25 protein-coding genes are annotated in these 22,467 nt (G+C 60.5%); 16 read left to right on the plus strand and 9 right to left on the minus strand.

Annotated elements, in window-relative coordinates:
* Nucleotides 1-24 precede the first annotated feature (24 nt).
* On the minus strand, nucleotides 25-729 hold the full coding sequence (locus F3H58_RS05110) for a metal-dependent hydrolase (RefSeq protein WP_149741447.1): 705 nt from the start codon (nucleotides 727-729) through the stop codon (nucleotides 25-27).
* Between the two features lie 84 nt (nucleotides 730-813).
* On the opposite strand from F3H58_RS05110, the gene F3H58_RS05115 reads away from it, so the two are divergent.
* Together F3H58_RS05115 and ruvX are read left to right on the plus strand one after the other, a co-directional pair.
* Nucleotides 814-1,116, plus strand: a complete 303-nt coding sequence (locus tag F3H58_RS05115; RefSeq protein ID WP_149741448.1) for an alkylphosphonate utilization protein — start codon at nucleotides 814-816, stop codon at nucleotides 1,114-1,116.
* 14 nt (nucleotides 1,117-1,130) lie between these two features.
* Nucleotides 1,131-1,610: a Holliday junction resolvase RuvX gene (gene ruvX / locus F3H58_RS05120; RefSeq protein WP_006698011.1), complete on the plus strand. Its 480-nt coding sequence runs from the start codon at nucleotides 1,131-1,133 to the stop codon at nucleotides 1,608-1,610.
* On the opposite strand, the gene F3H58_RS05125 is transcribed toward ruvX, so the two are convergent.
* From F3H58_RS05125 to F3H58_RS05130, 3 genes are all read right to left on the minus strand, one after another.
* Nucleotides 1,562-1,879 (minus strand): DUF6105 family protein, encoded by a 318-nt coding sequence (locus tag F3H58_RS05125; protein ID WP_004441389.1) that lies wholly within the window; start codon nucleotides 1,877-1,879, stop codon nucleotides 1,562-1,564. The two genes, ruvX and F3H58_RS05125, sit on opposite strands and share 49 nt — an antisense overlap.
* Nucleotides 1,876-2,007 (minus strand): hypothetical protein, encoded by a 132-nt coding sequence (locus F3H58_RS27490; protein ID WP_286169173.1) that lies wholly within the window; start codon nucleotides 2,005-2,007, stop codon nucleotides 1,876-1,878. Before F3H58_RS27490 ends, F3H58_RS05125 begins: the two co-directional genes overlap by 4 nt.
* Before the next feature lie 275 nt (nucleotides 2,008-2,282).
* Nucleotides 2,283-2,927, minus strand: a complete 645-nt coding sequence (locus F3H58_RS05130; protein ID WP_149741449.1) for a TetR/AcrR family transcriptional regulator — start codon at nucleotides 2,925-2,927, stop codon at nucleotides 2,283-2,285.
* Between the two features lie 186 nt (nucleotides 2,928-3,113).
* Here F3H58_RS05130 and F3H58_RS05135 point away from each other — a divergent pair, with 186 nt between their 5' ends.
* Nucleotides 3,114-3,389 carry a type II toxin-antitoxin system Phd/YefM family antitoxin gene (locus F3H58_RS05135; protein WP_149741450.1) on the plus strand — a complete coding sequence of 92 codons (276 nt, stop codon included), beginning with the start codon at nucleotides 3,114-3,116 and terminating at the stop codon, nucleotides 3,387-3,389.
* Nucleotides 3,389-3,811: a type II toxin-antitoxin system PemK/MazF family toxin gene (locus F3H58_RS05140; protein WP_149741451.1), complete on the plus strand. Its 423-nt coding sequence runs from the start codon at nucleotides 3,389-3,391 to the stop codon at nucleotides 3,809-3,811. Before F3H58_RS05135 ends, F3H58_RS05140 begins: the two co-directional genes overlap by 1 nt.
* Nucleotide 3,812: 1 nt before the next feature.
* On the opposite strand, the gene F3H58_RS05145 is transcribed toward F3H58_RS05140, so the two are convergent.
* Together F3H58_RS05145 and F3H58_RS05150 are read right to left on the minus strand one after the other, a co-directional pair.
* Complete coding sequence (locus F3H58_RS05145; RefSeq protein ID WP_020808933.1) at nucleotides 3,813-4,424, minus strand: GNAT family N-acetyltransferase; 612 nt, start codon at nucleotides 4,422-4,424, stop codon at nucleotides 3,813-3,815.
* A gap of 137 nt (nucleotides 4,425-4,561) precedes the next feature.
* Nucleotides 4,562-6,214, minus strand: coding sequence for an acyl-CoA dehydrogenase family protein (locus F3H58_RS05150; RefSeq protein ID WP_020808932.1), 1,653 nt, complete (start codon nucleotides 6,212-6,214; stop codon nucleotides 4,562-4,564).
* Between the two features lie 323 nt (nucleotides 6,215-6,537).
* Here F3H58_RS05150 and F3H58_RS05155 point away from each other — a divergent pair, with 323 nt between their 5' ends.
* From F3H58_RS05155 to dprA, 5 genes are all read left to right on the plus strand, one after another.
* Nucleotides 6,538-6,969, plus strand: coding sequence for a DUF6841 family protein (locus tag F3H58_RS05155; protein WP_080853180.1), 432 nt, complete (start codon nucleotides 6,538-6,540; stop codon nucleotides 6,967-6,969).
* Nucleotides 6,970-7,207: 238 nt separating this feature from the next.
* Complete coding sequence (locus F3H58_RS05160; protein WP_003502441.1) at nucleotides 7,208-8,149, plus strand: aspartate carbamoyltransferase catalytic subunit; 942 nt, start codon at nucleotides 7,208-7,210, stop codon at nucleotides 8,147-8,149.
* A complete protein-coding gene (locus tag F3H58_RS05165; RefSeq protein ID WP_149741452.1) occupies nucleotides 8,146-9,438 on the plus strand; it encodes a dihydroorotase in 1,293 nt (430 codons plus the stop codon). Before F3H58_RS05160 ends, F3H58_RS05165 begins: the two co-directional genes overlap by 4 nt.
* A gap of 48 nt (nucleotides 9,439-9,486) precedes the next feature.
* Nucleotides 9,487-10,104, plus strand: a complete 618-nt coding sequence (gene plsY, locus F3H58_RS05170) for a glycerol-3-phosphate 1-O-acyltransferase PlsY (RefSeq protein WP_188128782.1) — start codon at nucleotides 9,487-9,489, stop codon at nucleotides 10,102-10,104.
* 20 nt (nucleotides 10,105-10,124) lie between these two features.
* Nucleotides 10,125-11,267, plus strand: a complete 1,143-nt coding sequence (dprA, locus tag F3H58_RS05175) for a DNA-processing protein DprA (RefSeq protein WP_149741453.1) — start codon at nucleotides 10,125-10,127, stop codon at nucleotides 11,265-11,267.
* Here the strand turns inward: dprA and F3H58_RS05180 are convergent.
* Nucleotides 11,220-11,453: a hypothetical protein gene (locus F3H58_RS05180; protein WP_004441372.1), complete on the minus strand. Its 234-nt coding sequence runs from the start codon at nucleotides 11,451-11,453 to the stop codon at nucleotides 11,220-11,222. The genes dprA and F3H58_RS05180 overlap by 48 nt on opposite strands.
* Before the next feature lie 259 nt (nucleotides 11,454-11,712).
* Here F3H58_RS05180 and topA point away from each other — a divergent pair, with 259 nt between their 5' ends.
* The 6 genes from topA to rpmG all read left to right on the plus strand — a co-directional run bounded on the left by topA (nucleotide 11,713) and on the right by rpmG (nucleotide 19,363).
* Entirely contained in the window at nucleotides 11,713-14,394 is a 2,682-nt protein-coding gene (gene topA, locus F3H58_RS05185) for a type I DNA topoisomerase (RefSeq protein ID WP_149741454.1), read from the plus strand.
* A complete protein-coding gene (rnr, locus tag F3H58_RS05190) occupies nucleotides 14,391-16,745 on the plus strand; it encodes a ribonuclease R (protein ID WP_149741455.1) in 2,355 nt (784 codons plus the stop codon). The genes topA and rnr overlap by 4 nt, the downstream gene beginning before the upstream one ends.
* 44 nt (nucleotides 16,746-16,789) lie before the next feature.
* Nucleotides 16,790-17,233, plus strand: a complete 444-nt coding sequence (locus F3H58_RS05195; RefSeq protein ID WP_059752697.1) for a DUF983 domain-containing protein — start codon at nucleotides 16,790-16,792, stop codon at nucleotides 17,231-17,233.
* A 62-nt stretch (nucleotides 17,234-17,295) separates the two neighbouring features.
* Nucleotides 17,296-17,922 carry an NUDIX hydrolase gene (locus tag F3H58_RS05200; protein WP_502706414.1) on the plus strand — a complete coding sequence of 209 codons (627 nt, stop codon included), beginning with the start codon at nucleotides 17,296-17,298 and terminating at the stop codon, nucleotides 17,920-17,922.
* A 17-nt stretch (nucleotides 17,923-17,939) separates the two neighbouring features.
* Nucleotides 17,940-19,106: an MFS transporter gene (locus F3H58_RS05205; protein ID WP_170985570.1), complete on the plus strand. Its 1,167-nt coding sequence runs from the start codon at nucleotides 17,940-17,942 to the stop codon at nucleotides 19,104-19,106.
* Between the two features lie 89 nt (nucleotides 19,107-19,195).
* On the plus strand, nucleotides 19,196-19,363 hold the full coding sequence (rpmG, locus tag F3H58_RS05210) for a 50S ribosomal protein L33 (protein ID WP_003496403.1): 168 nt from the start codon (nucleotides 19,196-19,198) through the stop codon (nucleotides 19,361-19,363).
* An 896-nt stretch (nucleotides 19,364-20,259) separates the two neighbouring features.
* On the opposite strand, the gene F3H58_RS05220 is transcribed toward rpmG, so the two are convergent.
* Nucleotides 20,260-21,630, minus strand: a complete 1,371-nt coding sequence (locus F3H58_RS05220; protein ID WP_149741457.1) for a PleD family two-component system response regulator — start codon at nucleotides 21,628-21,630, stop codon at nucleotides 20,260-20,262.
* A gap of 18 nt (nucleotides 21,631-21,648) precedes the next feature.
* Complete coding sequence (locus tag F3H58_RS05225; RefSeq protein ID WP_003521498.1) at nucleotides 21,649-22,020, minus strand: response regulator; 372 nt, start codon at nucleotides 22,018-22,020, stop codon at nucleotides 21,649-21,651.
* A 131-nt stretch (nucleotides 22,021-22,151) separates the two neighbouring features.
* Here F3H58_RS05225 and F3H58_RS05230 point away from each other — a divergent pair, with 131 nt between their 5' ends.
* Nucleotides 22,152-22,460 (plus strand): DUF3572 domain-containing protein, encoded by a 309-nt coding sequence (locus F3H58_RS05230; RefSeq protein ID WP_003521499.1) that lies wholly within the window; start codon nucleotides 22,152-22,154, stop codon nucleotides 22,458-22,460.
* Nucleotides 22,461-22,467: the final 7 nt, after the last annotated feature.

Consider the following 22,467-nt stretch of genomic DNA (forward strand, 5'->3'; position numbering starts at 1 on the left):
CTCACGACATGCCCGGGCAAAATGTCAGAAGGACAGCGTATCGCCGGCCTTCGGCGTGTGGACGCGCGCTTGCGCCCCTTCCATGCCGGCCACGAACTTCTCCGGCGTCTGGTCGATGATCGGGAAGGAACCGTAATGGCAGGGAATGACATTGCCGAAATCGAAGAAGCGCTGGCATGCGAGCGCTGCGACCGCTCCGCCCATGGTGAAGCGGTCACCGATCGGCACGAGGCCGATATCCGGCTGATGCAGTTCATTGATGAGTTTCATGTCGGAAAAGATGTCGGTATCGCCCATGTGATAGACGGCCGGGCCGTCTTCGAAATGCAGCATCAGACCGTTGGCATTGCCGAGCGAATGGGAAACGCCGTCTTCGGTGATCTGGGCGGAGGAATGCAGCGCATTGGTGAAGGTGACGGAAAAACCGTCGAAATGCACCGTGCCGCCGGTATTGCCCATATCGACCTTCGCGACGCCCTTGGCGGAAAGCCAGGCGGCAAGATCGGCATTGGCAAGAACCGTCGCGCCGGTTTCGCGGGCAAGCTGGACAGTATCGCCGACATGGTCGCCATGGCCGTGAGTCAGGAGAATATGAGTGATGCCTTCGGCTGCCGACTTTCCATCCTGCCCGGCAAAACCGGGGTTACCGGTGAAAAACGGATCGATGAGGATCTTCGCGCTGCCGTTTTCGAGGCGGAAGGCGGAATGGCCGAGCCAGGTGATTTTCATGGGAAGTTCTCCTTTGTATTGCCGGTATAATATGACATAGGACGGCCTGAACAACCGCACTACCTGTATTTAAGAGAGGCGACAATGGCCGCTGACAATGACGATTATGTGTACGACGAAGCGACCGGCGAATGGCGCCCTGCTTCCGAACTGGCCGCAGAAGCGGCACGCGCGAATGAAGTGCGCGATGCAGCAGGCAATGTCCTTGAAAATGGCGATTCCGTCACCCTGATCAAGGATTTGAAGGTCAAGGGCACCAGCACGGTCATCAAGCAGGGCACCGTCATCAAGTCGATCCGCCTGACCGATAATCCCGAAGAGATCGACTGCAGGCACGATGCGGTCAAGGGACTGGTGCTGCGCACCGAATTCGTCCGCAAACGGTAAGGACAGCGCGCGACATGGCAACTCTCACCATCGAGGAACTGGCGGCAACGCTTCAGCCTGCACAGGCAATTGCCGGCCTTGACCTTGGTACGAAAACCATCGGGCTCGCCATGTCGGATCTTTCGCGGCGTTTTGCGACCCCGCGACCCGTCATCAAGCGCGTGAAATTCACGCTGGATGCGGAAGTGCTGCTGGCCTTCGCTGAGAAGGAAAAGGTCGCCGCCTTCATCATCGGCCTGCCGATGAACATGGACGGCTCCGCCGGGCCCCGCGTGCAGGCAACCCGCGCCTTCGTGCGCACCATGGGCGAAAAAACCGCCCTGCCCTTTGTTTACTGGGATGAGCGGCTTTCGACCGTTGCGGCAGAGCGCGCGCTTCTCGAAATGGATGTGTCTCGCGCCAAGCGGGCCGAACGCATCGATTCGGCAGCGGCGAGCTTCATTCTTCAGGGTGCGCTGGACAGGCTTTCCGCACTCACCCGCGCGGCTGACTGACGGCCCTGCCACCAGGCATAAATCTGTCTGCGCTTGCGGAAACCGAGAATCGCAAAGACGATCAGGCTGTCGACCGCAATAGCACGCGCCACAAGCGGCGGCAGGCTTTCCGGCGGAAGACCGAGGATATTGCCGTAAATCTCGAAGACGAGATCATGGGTTTGGCGCGTCAGCATGTAGAAGCCGAAGCTCATGTCGTAATAAGAAAGCCAGTACCAGCTACCCAGCAGCGCAACGGGACCGGCCCAGAGGATCAGAAACCACTTCATGCTGCCTGCCCCCGCACAAACATCGTATCGGGAACGCCGGCAAGCACCCCCCAGCGCACCACGGCCATAAGGCAGAGGTTCAGCGCCGGCGCGTCGATATCCAACGGCAGCATCACAAAAAACGTCATCATGACGCCTAAAGCTGTCCAGCGGCTCACTTGCGGCTCCCTTATGCGCAGTCATTGCGCATGGTTAACATTTCGTTAATCCACACTGGACCGGCAGCCATGGCGAGGCAAATGAAAGCTGTCATTATGGTTAACGACGGGCGGGCGGCATGTGGATAAAAACGTGATCGCGTGGACGGCCGATGCGCCGGGCATTTGCCGGCCCGGTGAAACATGACTGATTTTTCTTTAATGCGCAGGTCCAGGCGCGACTGTCTTCCGCCTGCGAAACCGGTTCAGCCGTAAACGCCGCGCACCAGCCTTTTGACGGCAGTGGCTATCTTGTCCCAGTCCCGGTCCGATTTCAGCGGTACACCAGCGAACTGACCGCTGGTGGCAGCGGAAATCACGAGGTGCTGAATGGCGGCGAACAGTACGGCATTGACCGCCGCTGTATCCACCCCCTTTGGCGCCGCCAGCGAACCGCGCATACGCTCCAGCCACTTGCCCAGCGATTTGGCGCGGGCTTCGGCAAGCTGTCTCACCTGCGGTGAACCGTCAGACACTTCCCAGGCGATGATCTTGCAGACGAGAGGATCGCTGCGCAGCGCATCCATGAAATAAAGCACGAGCTTTTCCATGAGGTCGCCATAGGTCAAAAGGAACATGCCGCCGGTATCCTCCGGAATGCGATCCTTCACCCAGGAACCGAGGTCCTCGCCGATCGCCTCGATCAGGCCATCGAGGCCGCCGAAATAACGGTAGATGAGCTGCTTGTCGCAGCCAGCGCGGCGGGCAACGGCATTGATGCCAAAACCCTGAAATCCCTCTTCGGCAAGCAGCGACCGCGCCGCATTAAAAATCGCCTTCTCGGTCTGAGCGCGATCCTTGATGCGCTTTTCCGGTCTGTCGGCTGAAATCGCCTCTGCGGTCGCCAGCATGATTCCCTACCCGTGTTTTGAAAGGCCTCTCTCAACGGGTTAACAAAGCATGAAGGGAAGAACAACGCGGCGGGGCGGATGGAAAGAAGGTTCCTGTGGATGAGCCGGGCGCCAGACCAAAATCGATGGCTTTAAATTTTCTGTATTTTCTGTATTATTCAGGAAACACAGATTTGAGGACTCCTCATGAAAAGAAAATCTATTTCCACGGCGGAGTTTATGCGACATTTCGGTCGCTACCATGACGAAGCGCAGAAATCGCCCATTTTGCTGACGAAACATGGGCGACCTTCGGTCGTGGTGGTGCCGGTCGAACTTTTCGAAAAAATGCTGGGAGGCGACGATCCGCGCAGATCTTACGCTGCCGGTGAAATGCCCGATGACTTGGCCGCCCTGTTCAACACCCAGTTGGAAAAAGACTCCGAAGAATATCGGACATCCCGCGATGAGCAGGACAGGTAATGTCCAAGTTCAGACGCGGTGATATCGTTTCCTATCCCTATTTGTGGCGATGGCAGTCTGCGGCTAATCCAACGCGTGACCATGGGGAAAAAGATCGCCCCGTCTGCATGATCCTGACAATTACGGACGCGCGGGGCTTGTCGCATATATTGCTGCTGCCCATTTCATCGAAACCGCCACAGGACAGCCAGCAGCGGGCAATCGAAATACCGAAGCTCGAGCTTCGGCGCGCAAAACTAACCGGCTATGATCGCGGCTGGATCACCGTCAGCGAATGCAATTACGACGTGATCGAACGATCCTACCATTTCAACGCTCTGCAACAGCCCATCGGGCGTTTCAGCGAGACATTTCTTGAAGACATTCGCACTGCCTTTGCACCGTTTCTGTCGGCGGGGGCAGCGCGGGTCATTAGAACCTGAATTACTCCAGCGCCATGCCGAACCAGACGCTGCCCGGCGTTTCGTGGCTTTCGAGGCGTTTGAACCCGCGGGTTTCCCAGAAGCGCATGCCCGCGTGGTTGCGTTCGCTGGCACCGAGGTGGATGCCGTAGACGTTGTTCTGTCTCGCCATATCGAGCCAGCGCGACAGAAGCCGGGTGCCGCCGCCCTTGCCCTGCGTGCGCGGCAGGAGGTTCATGTGGATATGGGCCGGAAACGGATCGGTGAGCCAGGCGGGTGTGCGGCGCGGATGGTGGATGAACTGGGCGCGGCGCTGGTCGGCGTCCCATGTCTGCTGGTCACCGCCGGGATCGGGGTAAAGGCTGCGCAGATGCGGCCACCATTCCCGCTCCAGCCGCTCTTCGTGCACCGCCGTATCGAGTGCGCCGACGATATAACCGCACACACCTTCCTCATCCTCCGCCACGAAAACGGCATCGGGCCAGAGATGCAGATAGGGCACGGAATAGATATGCCCGACCATGCGGCCATCATTGTAAAGGGCGGTGGCGTCCTGCCCGGCATCGCCGGTGGCAAGGCTTATGGCGTAGAGCGCGTCTTCATCCTCGGCGCGGGCGGAACGGAAGGTCAGCATTGGCAGCCGCCTTCCCTTGCCGCGCATCGATGCGCGAAAGTGTCACGACAGATCAGAACACGCTTTACGCCATTGCTGTTTTTCAAATCCGAGACCCCTCCCGCCGGGACTGCAAAACCTTCATCCGCAAGCATCGGTCAAGATGCAGGCGGATAAAGAAGATCGATTATATAATTCGGATCGAAGCGGGAATCGAGCATGCCGTAAGTATGCCGCCAGCCGCCCGCGAGACGGGTCTCGAGGAAGGCATCGGCGATCTTGCCGGCGCCGAGGCGGCAAAGCTCGGCGGCAGCGGCCGCAAGCGCGAACTGCTCCACCAGCAGGCGGGCCGCTCCCTCGTCACGTTCGGCAAGGGCGATTGCGGCGCGCAGCACGTCGGTGGTCTTTTTGCCGGCTGCACCCAGATCACGCTCCAGCGTCTGGAAGACGAGATCGAACAGATCCTTGCCGCGCTGGAGAACCCGCAGCACATCCAGCGCCATGACATTGCCGGAGCCTTCCCAGATGGCGTTGACGGGCGCTTCGCGATAGTGGCGGGCAATCGGCCGCTCTTCCACGTAACCGTTGCCGCCAAGGCACTCCATGGCCTCATAGATAAGCGCCGGCGCGATCTTGCAGCACCAGTATTTCACGATGGGCGTCATCACCCGCGCATAGGCGGCCTCGGCCGGATTGTTGCGGGCGGCGTCGAATGCGGTCGCCAGCCGGAAGGAGAGCGCGGTGGCCGCCGCCACATCCAGCGCCATGTCGGCGAGAACGCGCGTCATGATCGGCTGGGTGACCAGCATCTTGCCAAAAACAGAACGACCGCGGGCATAGTGCACGGCTTCGGCAAGCGAGGCGCGCATCATGCCGGCGGAGGCAAGCGCGCAATCGAGCCGCGTCAGCGTCACCATGTCGAGAATGGTGCGGATGCCGCTGCCGGGATCGCCCAGCAGATAACCGAAGGCATCGGTGAATTCGACTTCGGCGGATGCGTTGGAGCGGTTGCCGAGCTTGTCCTTGAGGCGCTGGAAATGCAGACCGTTCTTCGAACCGTCTTCCAGATAGCGCGGCACGAGGAAGCAGCCCATGCCGTCGCCCATCTGGGCGAGCATGACGAAACCGTCGCTCATCGGCGCGGACAGGAACCACTTGTGACCGGACAGACGATAGATGCCTTCGCCCACCCGCTCCGCCGTGGTGCGGTTGGCGCGCACATCCGTGCCGCCCTGTTTTTCCGTCATGCCCATGCCAATGGTGACGGCGGTTTTCTGCAGAGCCGGTTTCTGCGAGGAATCATACTTGCGCGAGAGAATCTTCGGCGCCCATTCCTTCTGCACGCGCGGCGAAGCCATGATGGCGGCGACGGAGGCGCTGGTCATGGTGAGCGGGCAAAGATGCCCGGCCTCGAGCTGCGAGGTCAGGTAAAACTTCGTGGCGCGGGCCTTGTGCTCATTGCCGCGCGTATCGGGAGAATTTTCCCAAACGCTGGAATGCAGGCCTGACGACATGGAACGGCGCATCAGCGCGTGCCAGGCGGGGTGGAACTCCACCTGATCCAGACGCTCGCCGCGTGGGCCGTGGGTATGCAGCTGCGGCACGCCCTGATTGGCCATGCGCGCCAGTTCCTGCGCCTCATGCGACGTGACGTAACGGCCGAGCTGGTCGAACTCATCCCTTAGATTGCGCGACAGTCCGGAAGTGAGGTCGACGATCAGCGGATCGGAACGATAGGCGTTGATACCGGACCAGAGGCTTGGCTGGTTCAGTTCGGCGAGCGTTTCTTCTGTCCGGGAATTCTGGGTCATCCGCTGCTTCTAGCTGTTTTGTACTGGCGTTGCATAGTGGGGTGATATTGCATAATTCCACCCGCAGGAAGCGATTGAGGCGATTAAACCGCCGCTTTCAGCATTTTTCGGGAGTGATCCTGATTTAGGTATCCGGCCCGGCGGATGCCAAACACGTTTCCGGCAAGATCAACGACAGTCCCAAAAAAGCCGCGCAGAAGTTGCGGCAACAACCGGCAGGCATGCGGATAAACGCATTCTCCATAATCTGCGGCCTGACGTGGAACCTGCGGCATGCTTTTTCGGTTGGCGACTTTGCTGAACGGCTGCACAGGGAGGAGACCATGGAGGCCAGCGTAAGAAAGCTCTTCGAGCGATATGAGCGATTTTTCAATAAGTCTCTCAAGGGTGACATGGATATGGAGGAGGTCGCCTCCCTCTACGCCTCCGACTTCATCGCCGCCTCCCCCGCCGGGGTGATGACCGGAAAGAACGATGACCACTTGAAGCAGGTCATGATGAAGGGTTACGAGCGCTACCGGACGATCGGAACGAAGGAGATGCGGATACGCGACATCCGTATCTCGCCCATCGACGACCATCATTGCCTTGCCCATGTTGCCTGGACGGCGACCTTCGATCGCAAGCGGCAACCGGATGTCGCAATCGACTTCGATGTTCACTACTTCGTCCAGAGGCTGGATGGGGCGCCGAAAGTTTTCGGCTGGGCGTCAGGCGACGAGCAGGCGCTTTTGAAGGAGCATGGCATCGTCTGATGCCTGCGCCTTCCATCGTCGGGCCGTTTGTGCTCGAGGGTTGGGGAAACATCGCCATGTTTTCATTTCAGGAGTTGCGGGCGCTTGCCCCGCGACCATGCAGTCTCTATAGAGCGCAGGACCGAATTCCGCCGCACTCCTGAGGCGTGTTCACAGCGAATGGGAGCGCACGGATCAGCATTCGGGCGTTCCGGGCATTTTCACGGGAAAATGCGGCGCCCGTCAGGAGGCAAACCGCATGGTCTTCTTCCCCCATCGCCATCTCCTCGGCATCAAGGGGCTTTCCCACCAGGATATTACCCTGCTTCTCGACAAGGCCGACGAGGCGGTGAAAATCAGCCGCCAGCGCGAGAAAAAAACCTCGACGCTTCGGGGCCTGACGCAGATCAACCTGTTCTTCGAAGCCTCGACGCGCACGCAGTCCTCCTTCGAGCTTGCCGGAAAGCGTCTCGGCGCAGACGTTATGAACATGTCGGTCGGCAATTCCTCGGTGAAGAAGGGCGAAACGCTGATCGATACGGCGATGACGCTGAACGCCATGCGCCCGGATGTGCTGGTGGTTCGCCACTCCTCCGCCGGTGCGGCAGCCCTTCTCGCGCAGAAAGTTGCCTGCTCCGTCGTCAATGCCGGCGACGGCCAGCATGAGCACCCAACGCAGGCGCTGCTAGACGCACTGACCATCCGCCGCGCCAAGGGCGAGCTTTCGGGAATTACCGTCGCAATCTGCGGTGATGTGCTGCATTCGCGCGTCGCCCGCTCCAATATCATCCTGCTCAACCAGATGGGTGCGCGCGTGCGCGTCGTCGCCCCCGCCACGCTTCTTCCCTCCGGCATCCGCGACATGAGCGTGGAAGTCTTCCACGACATGAAGGAAGGGCTGAAGAACGCCGATGTGGTGATGATGCTGCGCCTGCAGCGCGAGCGCATGTCCGGCTCCTTCGTGCCTTCGGTGCGCGAATATTTCCACTATTACGGTCTGGACGCCGAAAAGCTGAAGGCGGCGAAGGAAGATGCGCTGGTCATGCATCCCGGCCCGATGAACCGCGGTGTCGAAATCGCCTCCGAAGTGGCAGACGGTCCGCAGAGCGTCATCGAAAGCCAGGTGGAAATGGGGGTTGCCGTGCGCATGGCCGTCATGGAAACCCTGCTTGTCTCGCAAAATCAGGGTGAGCGCGTATGAGTGCCGTTACCGTTCTCAAGAACCTCCGCATCGTCGATCCTTCCCGTGATCTCGACGAGACCGGTAGCATCGTCATCGGCGCCGATGGCACCATTCTCGCCGCAGGTAAGGAGGCGCACAATCAAGGCGCTCCCGAAGGGGCGACGGTGCGCGACTGCAAGGGTGTGGTGGCCGTTCCCGGTCTGGTGGATGCCCGCGTCTTTGTCGGCGAACCCGGTGCCGAGCACCGCGAAACCATCGAATCCGCCTCGCGCGCGGCAGCGGCTGGCGGCGTCACCAGCATCATCGTCATGCCGGATACCGATCCCGTTATCGATGACATCGCGCTGGTCGAATATGTGAAGAAGACGGCGCGCGACAAGGCAATCGTCAATGTTCATCCGGCAGCGGCCCTGACCAAGGGCCTCAATGGCGAGGAAATGACCGAGTTCGGCATGTTGAAGGAAGCCGGTGCGGTTGCCTTCACCAATGGCCGCAAGGCGCTGTCCGACACGCTGGTGCTGCGCCGGGCGATGACCTATGCCCGCGAACTGGGGGCCGTCATCGCACTCGAAACGCGCGAGAAATATATCGGCGGCGGTGACATGAACGAAGGGCTTCTTGCGAGCTGGCTCGGGCTGTCAGGCGTTCCGAAGGAAGCCGAGATCATTCCGCTGGAGCGTGATCTGCGCATTGCCGGCCTGACGCAGGCGATCTACCACGCCGCCAAGATTTCCGTACCGGAATCGGCGGAGGCGATCCGTGTCGCCCGGCAGCGGGGCGTGAAAGCCACCTGCGGCATTTCCATCAATCATCTGACGCTCAACGAGAACGATATCGGCGAGTATCGCACCTTCTTCAAGCTTTCCCCGCCGCTGCGCGCCGAAGACGACCGCAGGGCGATGGTGGAGGCGCTGAAGGATGGCACCATCGACATTATTGTCTCCTCGCACGACCCGCAGGATGTCGACACCAAGCGGCTGCCGTTTTCGGATGCGGCGAGCGGCGCGGTCGGGCTTGAAACCCTGCTGGCGGCGGCACTGCGCCTGCACCACAGCGGCGAAGTTCCGCTGATGCGGCTGATCGATGCGCTCTCCACCCGCCCAGCGAAGATTTTCGGACTGGATGCGGGAACGCTGAAGGCCGGCGCGAAGGCCGATATCACGCTGATCGACCTCGACGAGCCGTGGCTCTTGGCAAAGGAGCAGCTGGTGTCGAAATCGAAGAACACGCCGTTCGAGGATGCCCGTTTCAGCGGTCGTGCTGTGGCCACTTATGTGGCTGGCAAAGCCGTTCATTCCTTGGCATAAGATCACCAACAGAGATCGCGCTGCAGGCGGGACAGAGGGGACGTTTGAATGAGTGCTTTGACTGACTGGCAGACCGCGCCTGCCCTTCTCGCGCTGGCGGCGGTAATCGGCTATCTGTTCGGCTCCATCCCCTTCGGCCTCATTCTCACCCGCATGGCGGGGCTGGGTGACGTGCGGAAGATCGGCTCCGGCAATATCGGCGCCACCAATGTGCTGCGCACCGGCAACAAGAAGCTCGCCGCCGCAACCCTGCTGCTGGACGCGCTGAAGGGCACGGCGGCGGTGTTGGTCGCCAATGCGCTCTGGGGTTACGAAGCGTCGCTGGTCGCCGGTTTCTTCGCTTTTCTGGGTCACCTGTTTCCGGTGTGGCTCGGCTTCAAGGGCGGCAAGGGTGTGGCGACCTATATCGGCGTGCTTTTGGGGGCCGCACCGCTGATGATGCTGGCCTTTGCGCTCATCTGGCTCGCAACCGCCTTCATCACCCGTTATTCCTCGCTGTCGGCGCTTTTGGCCATGCTGGTCATTCCCGTGGCCCTCTGGGTACTCGGACCTGAAAAGACGGCGCTGCTGGTGACGCTGCTGAGTGCGATTTCATGGTGGAAGCACCGCGAGAACATTGCGCGCCTGCTGGCGGGCACTGAAAGCAGGATCGGGCAAAAGGGCTGAGGCCCATTTAAGGATGTGCCATGCCGCATGAGGAAACGACACGGCAGGGCATAGAGCTTTCCGCGCGGCAGCGGGTCGCGTGGCTGAGGCTCATCCGTAGCGACAATATCGGTCCCGTCACCTTCCGCGAACTCATCAATCATTTCGGCAGCGCTGAAAAAGCGCTGGATGCCCTGCCCGAACTGTCGCGCCGTGGCGGTTCGTCGCGCAGCCCGCGCATCGCCACCCAGGCGGAGGCGGAACGGGAGCTTGAGGCTGCCGAGAATTTCGGCGCGCGTTTCGTGGGCATTGGCGAGCCAGATTATCCACCAGCGTTGCGGCAGTTGGATGGTGCACCGCCGCTCATCGCCATGAAGGGTTCGGCAGACGCTGCAACCCGGCCCAGCATCGGCATTGTCGGCTCGCGCAACGCTTCCATCAATGGTGCGAAATTCGCGGCCATGCTGGCACGCGATTGTGGGCGGGCCGGTTACACGATCGCATCGGGACTGGCGCGCGGCATCGATGCAGCCGCGCACAGGGCAAGTCTTGCAACCGGCACGGTGGCGATGCTGGCCGGCGGTCTCGACCGCCCATACCCGCAGGAAAATTTCGGACTTTTGCAGGAGATATACGATCAGGGCGGCGCGACAATCAGCGAAATGCCGTTTGGCTGGGAGCCTCGAGCGCGGGATTTCCCGCGGCGCAATCGGCTGATCGCAGGCGTCTCGCTCGGCGTCGTCATCGTGGAAGCGGCGGAACGTTCGGGTTCATTGATTACGGCGCGGCTTGCAGGTGAAGCCGGGCGGCTTGTTTTCGCCGTGCCCGGTTCCCCACTCGATGCGCGCTGCGAAGGCACCAACCGGCTGATCAAGGAAGGCGCCATGCTGACCACGGGAGCGGCCGATATTCTTGATGCACTGCGACCATTGATGGAGCCGCAATTGCCCTATGACCGGAAGATCGAGGAACCGAGATCCGACACCGAGATGTCACCACCAGGGGACGACGAGCGCAGCATCATCGCAGCCGCTCTCGGTCCCTCGCCCGTGGAGACCGATGATATCATCCGTCATACGGGTTTCTCCGCTGCCACCGTTCACCTGGTGCTGCTGGAGCTTGATATCGCCGGACGCCTAAACCGGCATGCCGGGGGGCGCGTGTCGCTCTTCATCGCGGATTGACAGCTTGCGCCGTCCGCTCTGGATATCGCCGACTTCGACATAGGCCATCTCGATCAGATAACACAGCATGTCCGCACCCTCACGGTGTGCGACCTGCCGCAGTTCCGCGAGCATCTGGCGAATGTAAGCCAAGTTCTCTCTGGTCCCTTCATTATCGGCATTATTGTTTGTTGCGTTGGGGACCATATATCTATCCTGCAAAATTTGCCTGAAACGAAGAGCAATAAGTCGATTCAAATGATGTTGCCCATCATAACCAATTTACCAAAGATTGCAATACAACGATAGATTATCCATAGGTTGCAGTCGTCTCAAAGCGAGAAAATCGGGCTTGCCTCTTGACCAGCGGGCATTACCTGTCCATGTCGAATTATAAAGAAGGCCAATTGCGGCAATAGGCTGCAACCGGTGCCATGTTAGCGGACCAGTTCCAGAGAAGAACAATATGAATGTCGTCGTCGTAGAATCTCCTGCCAAAGCCAAGACGATCAACAAGTATCTTGGCTCGGGCTACAAGGTTCTTGCATCCTTTGGCCACGTCAGAGACCTTCCTGCCAAGGACGGATCGGTGCTGCCCGACCAGGATTTCGAAATGTCCTGGGAGGTCGACAGCGCATCCGCCAAGCGCATGAAGGATATTGCCGATGCGGTAAAATCCTCCGACGGCCTCATTCTCGCAACCGACCCGGATCGCGAAGGCGAGGCCATTTCCTGGCACGTTCTCGATCTTTTGAAGAAGAAGCGTGTCCTCGGCGACAAGCCGGTGAAGCGCGTGGTCTTCAACGCCATCACCAAAAAGGCCGTGCTGGACGCCATGGCGAACCCGCGCGACATCGACGTGCCGCTGGTCGACGCCTATCTCGCCCGCCGTGCGCTCGATTATCTGGTCGGCTTCAACCTGTCGCCGGTGCTGTGGCGCAAGCTGCCCGGCGCGCGTTCCGCCGGCCGCGTTCAGTCGGTTGCGCTGCGGCTCGTCTGCGACCGCGAATCCGAGATCGAGCGTTTCGTCTCTGAGGAATACTGGAACATCAGCGCGCTTCTGAAGACACCGCGCGGTGACGAGTTCGAAGCCAAGCTGGTTTCGGCCGATGGCAAGCGCCTGCAAAGCCGCTCGATCAAGACCGGAGACGATGCGAACCGGCTGAAGGCGCTGCTGGAAGGCGCGAGCTATGTGGTCGAAAGCGTCGAGGCGAAACCGGTCAAGCGCAATCCCGGCCCGCCCTTCACCACTTCGACGCTGCAGCAGGCGGCCTCCTCGCGCATGGGCTTTTCCGCCTCGCGCACCATGCAGGTGGCGCAGAAGCTTTACGAAGGCATCGATATCGGCGGCGAGACCGTCGGTCTGATCACCTATATGCGTACCGACGGCGTGCAGATGGCCCCGGAGGCGATCGATGCCGCCCGCCGCGCCATTGGCGAGCAGTTCGGTGGCCGTTACGTGCCGGAAAAGGCGCGTTTCTATTCCACCAAGGCCAAGAACGCCCAGGAAGCGCACGAGGCGATCCGCCCGACCGATTTCAACCGCACGCCGGATCAGGTGAAGCGTTACCTCGATCCCGATCAGCTGCGTCTTTATGACCTGATCTGGAAGCGCGGCATAGCGAGCCAGATGGCCTCGGCGGAAATCGAGCGGACCACGGTGGAAATCCTCGCCAGCAATGGCGGCGAAAAGGCAGGCCTGCGCGCCGTCGGCTCTGTCATCCGCTTCGACGGCTTCATCGCCGCCTATACCGACCAGAAGGAAGATGGCGAACAGAGCGATGACGGTGACGACGAAGGCCGTCTGCCGCCGATCAACGAGCGCGAGAACCTCGCCAAGCAGAAGATCAACGCCAGCCAGCACTTCACCGAACCGCCGCCGCGTTATTCGGAAGCCTCGCTGATCAAGAAGATGGAAGAGCTCGGCATCGGCCGTCCTTCCACCTATGCGGCGACGCTGAAGACGCTGAGCGACCGCGAATATATCGTCGTCGACAAGCGCAAGCTGGTGCCGCATTCGCGCGGCCGGCTGGTGACGGCTTTCCTCGAAAGCTTCTTTACCAAATACGTCGAATATGATTTCACCGCCGCGCTTGAAGAAAAGCTCGACCGGATTTCCGCCGGCGAACTGGACTGGAAGCAGGTGCTGCGCGATTTCTGGAAGGATTTCTTCGCCCAGATCGAAGACACCAAGGAACTGCGTGTCACCAACGTTCTGGATGCGCTGAACGAGGTTCTGGCGCCGCTGGTCTTCCCCAAGCGCGAGGACGGCTCCGATCCGCGCATCTGTCAGGTTTGCGGCACCGGCAATCTTTCGCTGAAGCTCGGCAAATACGGCGCTTTCGTCGGTTGCTCCAACTATCCGGAATGCAACTATACCCGCCAGTTGACCTCGGACGGTTCGGAAGCCGAAGCTGCGGCTTCGAACGAGCCGAAGGCGCTGGGTGCCGACCCGATGACCGGCGAGGAGCTGACGCTGCGCTCCGGTCGTTTCGGGCCCTATATCCAGCGCGGCGACGGCAAGGAGGCCAAACGCTCCTCGCTGCCCAAGGGCTGGAAGCCTGAAGATATCGACCACGAAAAGGCCTTAGCGCTCATCAATCTGCCGCGCGATATCGGCAAGCATCCGGAAACCGGCAAGATGATTTCCGCCGGCCTCGGCCGCTACGGGCCGTTCCTTTTGCATGACGGTTCCTATGCAAACCTCGAAAGCATCGAGGACGTGTTCTCTATCGGCCTCAACCGCGCCGTGACCGTGATTGCCGAAAAGCAGAGCAAGGGACCGGGCCGCGGCCGCAGCGGCACGCCGGCGGCGCTGAAGGAACTGGGCGACCACCCCGATGGCGGTGCGATCACCGTTCGTGACGGACGCTATGGTGCTTACGTCAACTGGGGCAAGGTCAACGCCACCATTCCGAAAGGCCAGGACCCGGCTTCGGTGACGCTGGACGAGGCGCTGGTGCTGATTGCCGAGCGCATTGCCAAGACCGGCACCGGCGGCAAGCCCGCCAAGGCCAAGAAAACCACTGCCAAGAAGGCTGATGGCGATGCCGCAAAGCCGAAGGCGACAAAGGCCAAGGCGGCAACCAAGAGCAAGGCGGCCGCCAAGCCGAAGGCAGCGGCCAAACCCAAGAAGGCAGCAGAGTGAGCAAGGCGCCACGGCAGAGACAGGGTTCCGCCAGCGACGGTTTCGGACGCACCGGGCGCGGCAAACGGGTGAGTGAAGGCGAAGGCATCATCCACGGCGAGGTGCCTTCCCGCGAAGTGCTGCTGAAATTCATTGCGGATCATCCGCAACAGGCCTCCAAGCGGGAAATCGCCAAGGCTTTCGGCCTGAAGGGCGAAAACCGCGTTGTCCTTAAGGCTCTGCTGAAGGAACTCGAAATCGACGGCATGGTGCACAAGAGCCGCAAGTCGCTGACGCGGCCGGGCGGCCTGCCGCCCGTGACGGTTCTCGACATCACCACCCGCGACAAGGACGGCGAGCTGATCGGACGCCCGGCGGAATGGCCCGAGGATCTGGGCGCAGCGCCGGCCGTGCTGATCCGCCAGTCCTCGCAGGACCGCGGCAAGAAGGCGCCAGCCGCCGGTCTCGGCGACCGTATTCTTGCGAAAATCTTTCCCTCGAAGGAAAGCACTGGCCCCGCTTACACCGCCCGCGTCGTCAAGCTGATCGACCGCCGGCAGAATGCCTTGCTTGGCGTGTTCAAGGAGACGCCCGGCGGTGGCGGACGGCTGATGCCGATCGATCGGCGCGGCGAGGAAATGGTCATCGACCCCGAAGGCGTCGGCGATGCCAAGGATGGCGATCTGATCGAGGTTGAAACCTCGCGCAACAGCGGGCGTTATGGTCTGACGCGCGCCAAGGTTCTCTCGGTCGTCGGCTCCGTCGCTTCGGAAAAAGCGATCTCGATGATCGCAATCCACGCCCACGGCATCCCGCATATATTCCCGCAGAATGTTCTTGCCGAAGCGGATGCGGCCAAGGCCGCGACCATGTCCCATCGCGAGGACTGGCGCGACCTGCCGCTCATTACCATCGATCCGGCCGATGCCAAGGACCATGACGATGCGGTCTATGCCGAGCCGGACACGTCACCCGACAATCCTGACGGTGTCATCGTCACCGTCGCGATTGCCGATGTCTCCTGGTATGTTCGGCCAGGTTCGCCACTGGACCGCGAGGCGCTGAAACGCGGCAACTCCGTCTATTTCCCGGATCGCGTCGTGCCGATGCTGCCGGAGCGCATCTCCAACGATCTTTGCTCGCTGAAGGAAGGTGTCGACCGCCCTGCCCTTGCGGTGCGAATGACCTTCTCGAAGGAAGGCCGCAAGGCGGGGCACACCTTCCACCGCATCATGATGAAGAGCGCCGCCAAGCTTTCCTACCAGCAGGCCCAGGCGGCGATTGACGGCAAGCCCGACGACAAGACCGGACCGCTACTGGAGCCGATCCTCAAGCCCCTGTGGCACGCTTATGAGGTGATGAAGCGAGGCCGTGACCGGCGCCAGCCGCTGGAACTCGACATGCCCGAGCGCAAGATCAAGCTGCGTCCCGATGGTACCGTCGACTCGGTCGTCATTCCCGAACGTCTCGATGCGCACAAGCTGATCGAGGAAATGATGATCCAGGCGAATGTCGCCGCCGCCGAGACGCTGGAAAAGAAGAAGCAGCCGCTGGTCTACCGTGTCCACGATGCGCCCACGCTTTCCAAGCAGGAAGTGCTGCGCGAATTCCTCGGAACCATCGGCATTTCCATGGCCAAGGGTGCGGCGATGCGCGCCAATTCCTTCAACGGCATTCTGGCCCGCGCACTCGATACGCCGCACCAGATCATGGTCAACGAGATGGTGCTGCGCAGCCAGAGCCAGGCGATCTACAGCCCGGAAAACATCGGCCATTTCGGCCTCAATCTGATGAAATATGCGCATTTCACCTCGCCTATCCGCCGTTATGCCGACCTCATCGTGCATCGCGCGCTGGTCGGGTCGCTTGGCCTCGGCGAAGGCGGCATCACACCGCAGGAAGAGGCGACGCTGGATGACATCGCCGCCGAAATCTCGACTTTCGAGCGGCGCGCCATGGCAGCAGAGCGCGACACCGTCAACCGGCTGATCGCGCATCATCTTTCCGAACGGGTGGGTGAAGAATTCGAGGGCCGCGTCGGCGGTGTCACCAAGGCGGGACTTTTTGTCGCGCTTCCGCAATTTGGCGCGGACGGTTTTGTTCCTATATCTACACTCGGAACCGATTATTTCCTTTACGATGAGGCCCATCAGGCCCTGACAGGAGAAAAGACGGGCCTCGGATACCAGCTTGGCGATACGGTTCAGGTGCGGCTTGCGGAAGCGGTGCCTTTGGCAGGCGCGCTTCGTTTCGATATGCTGAGCCCGGGGCGCAAGATGCCGGTCGGCTCGCGGTCGTTCCACAAGGCAGGCCGGCGGACATCGCGTTCTGCCGCAAAGCCCGGGACGCGGCCGCCCAGAAGGCGACGGTAACAAGACCGCTGCAGGCGGTTGAAAAACGGGAGAAGGACTTAAGGATGAGTGCACATCAGGGCTCGGAAACAGTCACCTTCGGAGACGATAGCGCGGAACGGCCGCTTGGCCGTTCGATCATGCGGGGAATGGCCAATCGCTGTCCTGCGTGCGGAAGCGGACGCCTGTTCCGGGCCTTTCTGAAGCCGGTGGACGCCTGTGCCGCCTGCGGCGAAGAAATGCACCACCACCGGTCCGATGACCTGCCGCCCTATATTTCCATCGTCATCATCGGCCATATCGCTGTGGGCGGTTTCATGATGACCGATATGGTGTTTTCCGTTCCCATGTGGGTGCATTTCGCCATCTGGGTGCCGATCACCATTCTCGCCGCACTTTTGACGCTGCAGCCCATCAAGGGGGGCGTCATTGGCCTGCAATGGGCGCTGAAGATGCACGGCTTCGACCGAAAACAGCAAAAAGCGCAGATCGACGGCTCGTCTCACTGACGGCGGGCGGGACCTTGCACATGCCTCAGCTTCCCCGGCGTGCCGAAACCGCGAGCGCGCCCATGCGGCCGCGCGACGCCGCCTCCATCATTCTGTTCGACCGCTCCGGCTCGCAGCTCAGGGTGCTGATGGGCCAGCGCAGCAGCGCCCACGTCTTCATGCCGGGCGCCTATGTGTTTCCCGGCGGCAAACGTGATCCGCGCGACCATGCGCTGCCCTTTTCGGGCGATCTGCATCCCGCCGTCCTCCACAGCCTCACCGCCTCCGCAGCGCGGCGGCTCAGCTCTGCCGGCGCAAGGGCACTGGCGCTTGCCGCCGCGCGCGAGCTTTTCGAGGAAACCGGTGTGGATCTCGGCTTGAGCACCAGGGGCCCCGATCTTTCCCGTTTCCGATATGTGGCGCGCGCCATCACCCCACCCGGCAATGTGCGGCGCTACGACACGCGATTCTTCTGCTGTTATGCCGACGAATTGCGGCTGGATACCCGGCTAACCCGTGATTCTGACGAGTTGCACAATGTGCAATGGCTTGACATGACAGACCTTTCCGGTCTGAACATGCCGAAAATCACGCGCACGGTTCTCGAAGATGTCACAAAACTCATGATAGGTGATCCCTCACTGCCCTTTGAAAGCCCCGCGCGGCTCTACGTCACGCGCCACGGCCGGTTCATTCGAGACTTTGTATAAAGGCCGTCATGTCACAAATGAAATGCGAAGAAGCGGACGCCATTCACTGGCCCTCACTGATCGCCGCCATTTCCGCGATCAGTGCGGTCGGTGTCGCCATCGGCCTTGGCTTGCCGCTCCTGTCGATCATCCTTGAGAAGCGCGGCATCTCTTCCACCATGATCGGGGTGAATTCGGCCATGGCCGGCGTCGCGGCGATGATGGCGGCCCCCGTGACCACCAAGATCGCCCATGATTTCGGCGTGGCGCGAACCATGCTGTTCGCGGTCGTCGTTTCGGCGCTGAGCGCGCTCGGTTTTTATTTCGCCGAAGCCTTCTGGATGTGGTTTCCGCTGCGAATCGTTTTCCACGGCGCCACCACCACGCTTTTCATTCTCTCCGAATACTGGATCAACATGACCGCGCCGCCCAGGAAGCGCGGCATGGTTCTCGGCATCTACGCCACCGGCCTTGCGGTCGGCTTCGCGGTCGGTCCGCTGCTGTTTTCCGTGGTCGGCAGCGAAGGCATATTGCCGTTTCTGGTCGGAGCGGCGATCATACTGCTCGCCGCGATCCCGATCTTCATGGCGCGCGGCGAAAGCCCGGAGCTGGACGAAGGGCCCAACCACCATTTCGTCCGTTATGTCTGGCTGGTGCCCATGGCGTCCGCGGCGGCCTTCGTCTTCGGTTCGGTGCAGGCCGGCGGCCTTTCGCTCTTTCCGATCTATGCGACGCGGGAAGGCTTCAACGAATCGCAGGCAGCACTCCTCCTCACCGTGATGGGCATCGGCAATATGGTCTTCCAGATACCGATCGGCCTGCTTTCGGACCGGATGAAGGACCGGCGGACAATGCTGGGGCTGATGGCCTTTGCCGGCGTCTGCGGCACGCTGGCGCTGCCTTTCCTGGTGGAAAGCTGGCTTCTGGTGGCGGCCCTGCTGCTGTTCTGGGGCGGGCTGGTCTCCGGCATGTATACTGTCGGCCTCACCCATCTCGGATCACGCCTGAAAGGCGCCGATCTGGTCGCCGCCAATGCCGCCTTCATCTTCTGTTACGCCATGGGCACGATTGCGGGGCCGCAGGCCGTGGGCATTTCCATGGACCTTGCCGGAACCGATGGCTTTGCCTGGTCGCTGGCGGTATTTTTCGGGCTTTACGTGGTGCTTTATATCGTCCGTTTTGTTTTCCGGGCAAAACAGGCTTGACTTTTCAGGCGCGATACGTAGTTTCGCGCCAGATTTAGCCGAGGTGAGAAGCGCCTGCGGCTTCTCTTTTGTTTAAAGGCAGGACGACCATGGCGAAAGCTACAACAATCAAGATCAAGCTGCTGTCGACAGCCGACACCGGTACCTTCTACGTCACCACCAAGAACAGCCGTACGTTCACGGACAAGATGACGAAGACGAAGTACGACCCGGTTGTACGCAAGCACGTTGAATTCAAGGAAACCAAGATCAAGTAATTTCTTGATCGGTCTCCGACAAAAGCGCGCCCACCGGGCGCGTTTTTTGTTTGTGCCGAAGGAAGAGGCTGCCACCAGCCTTGTCGCGCCCAGAGGCTTTGCAGGCGGCCAATAAGGCCCCGCCTCCCCGCTGCCCCGGAAATTGCCACCGTCACTGGCAAAGCGCGCGATCAGCCATGGGTAAGTCCGACCATATGGCCTGACGCCCCATCCGCCACCGCAATCATTCAGATGCTCGGAAGAAGTATCCTCATGGCTACGGCCATACGCCCCTGCCCCATATCACGACCTCGCACATGACGTGAACGGAGACGACCGCAAAAGCCGCTAAGCTGCGACACGCGCACCACGAACAGGCAATTTTCTGGAAGAAGGCGGTCGGCCAACGATGCGATTACGGCACGAGGAACCGATTCGGACATCGTCAGCCGACCGACCCCACGATTCAGGAGATGCGGCGGACCTGAGCATCATGGGGCATTCAAACTACGCAATACCAGCCCCTGACGAGCGAAATCGCGACGGCTAAAGCCGCTATCATTCATCATCACGAGACGGATAAACCGCCGGAAGAACTGTTACTCTGAATAGGAGTGTGCGCAGAAGTAAAATAAAAATCAACAAATTCTTAAGCCAGAGATACATCACCTGGGAAACATGGTTAAGTATACAAAGCTGGTACACTATAGTTGCCGGAGAGATTGAATTCAACGTATTTTTCAACTTGAACTCTATTTATATCGCCAATCTGCATCTTTTCATTGCAAAGCGATAAAATACGTCCAAGGTCAATGGCTTGCAGTCTTGCGACGGCCGCCCCGTATTCCCGAACAACTATTTCGCCGGGATATGACGGAGAGATTGCGCAATATTTTTAGTTAATCCGCCGCTGACGCTCAGGCAGCGGCGGCAACGACGCGGTTGCGGCCGGCGTGTTTCGCCTCGTAGAGCGCCTTGTCCGCCTGCTTCAGGATTTCGTCCGGCGCGCCGAAAGCGCCGCTGCTGGTGGCGATGCCGAGGGAGGCGGTAATGTTCAGTTCACGGTCGATGGAACGAACATAAAAAGGCTTGTCCTCGACTATCGACCGCAGGCGCTCGGCGACACTTGCCGCAAGCTCCATCGGCGTATCGGGCATGACGACGACGAACTCCTCCCCGCCATAACGGCAGGCGAGATCCGCTCCACGCACCGTGCTGCGGATGCGCGCTGCAAATTCCCGCAGCACCTCGTCGCCGACATCGTGACCATAGGTGTCGTTGACCAGCTTGAAGCGGTCTATATCGGTCATGCAGACGGAAATCGGGCGACCGCGAACGGCAGCACGGTCGAAGAGTATCTTCAGGTGGTTGTCGAGGTAACGGCGATTGTTGAGGCCGGTCAGCCCGTCTACGATGGCGAGTTCCATCGTGTGCTGGAGATTGAGCCGCAGATGCTCGTTGTAGCGCTTGCGCCTGATCTGCGTCAGCGAGCGGGCGACGAGTTCGTTCGGATCGATCGGGCGGAGAATGTAATCATTCACGCCGAGATCGAGCGCCCGCGCCACCATATCGTCCGCCCCCTGCTCCGCCACCAGAAGCAGCGGCAGGAAACGGGTGCGCTCCAGCGAGCGAAGCTGCGAGCACAGCCGCAGCGGATCGTAATTCTCGAAATTGGAATTGACGATGACGAGCTCGAACGGATTGCCCGCGGCCTTGAGCAAGGCCGCCTGCGGCTCGGTGACGGCATCGACCTCGGCAACCGGCTTCAGCGCCCGCACGATACGTTCCTGCGAGCTGGCGCGGCCATCCGCAACCAGCACGCGGCCGGGCGTCTGCATCAGGCCATCGCTGCGCAGCATTTCCTCGATGCCAATCTGCCGTGCGGTTTCGGCGCGCAGCCGCAATTCGTCGCTGACGGCCTTGAGGCGCACGAGGCTTTTGACGCGGGCGATGAGCTGAAGGTCATTGACCGGCTTGGTGAGAAAATCGTCGGCGCCGGCCTTCAGTCCGCGCACGCGGTCTGACGGCTGATCGAGCGCCGTGACCATCACCACCGGAATATGCGCGGTATTCGGATTGGCCTTCAGCCTTTCGCAGACCTCGAAACCATCCATGCCCGGCATCATGATATCGAGCAGGATGATATCGACCTGCTCTTCGTCGCAGATCGCCAGCGCCTTGAAACCATCCTCGGCGGTGACGACATCGAAATATTCCGCCAGAAGACGGGCTTCGAGAAGCTTCACATTGGCCGGAATATCGTCAACAACCAGAACTCTCGCCGTCATAACCGTTCCCCAGTCGCCTTACGCATCGCCCAGATAAGTCTTGATGACTTCGATGAACTTCGGAACGGAAATCGGCTTCGACACATAGGCCTCGCATCCGCCCTGGCGAATCCGTTCCTCGTCGCCCTTCATGGCGAAAGCCGTGACTGCGATGACCGGAATGACATGCAGCTCGTCATCTTCCTTCAGCCATTTCGTCACTTCCAGCCCCGAAACTTCCGGAAGCTGGATATCCATGAGGATGAGGTCCGGGCGGTGCTTGCGGGCGAGATCGAGCGCTTCCATGCCGTTGCGCGTCTGGATGGTCGTATAACCGGACGCCTCGATCAGGTCGCGAAAGAGCTTCATGTTCAGCTCGTTGTCTTCGACTATCATGACCTGCTTGGGCATGGTGAGCAGTCCCCGTTTCGCTTTGAAACCTTCATCCAGACATATAAGTTGCCAGAGAACCGATTCCATCGTCCATTTGTTGCGCAAGGCTAGAGGGATTTGGTTTCAAAATAGGTAACTTCGGGGAAGAAATGCTGCGCGATACGAAAAACAAAGGCAATGCCGGCCAGGATCCGCAAGAAACGGCAGCCGCCATACTTGGCTGGCTGGCAAACGAACCGGAAATGCTGGCGCGTTTTCTGGCGCTGAGCGGGTTGCAGGCCAATATGCTGCGCCAGGCCGTCAACGATCCCGGCTTTCTTGCCGGCCTCACCGACTTTCTGATGAGCCATGAACCGGACCTGATGGCGTTTTGCGCCGCGACCGATACTTCCCCCGAAACAGTGGCGGCCGCGTGGCATCACTTTTCCGGGCCGGGGCTGGATTCAGGCGTGTATTGACGGGGTG

The organism is Rhizobium sp. NFACC06-2, assembly GCF_900101425.1.
GTDB classification, from domain to species: domain Bacteria; phylum Pseudomonadota; class Alphaproteobacteria; order Rhizobiales; family Rhizobiaceae; genus Agrobacterium; species Agrobacterium leguminum.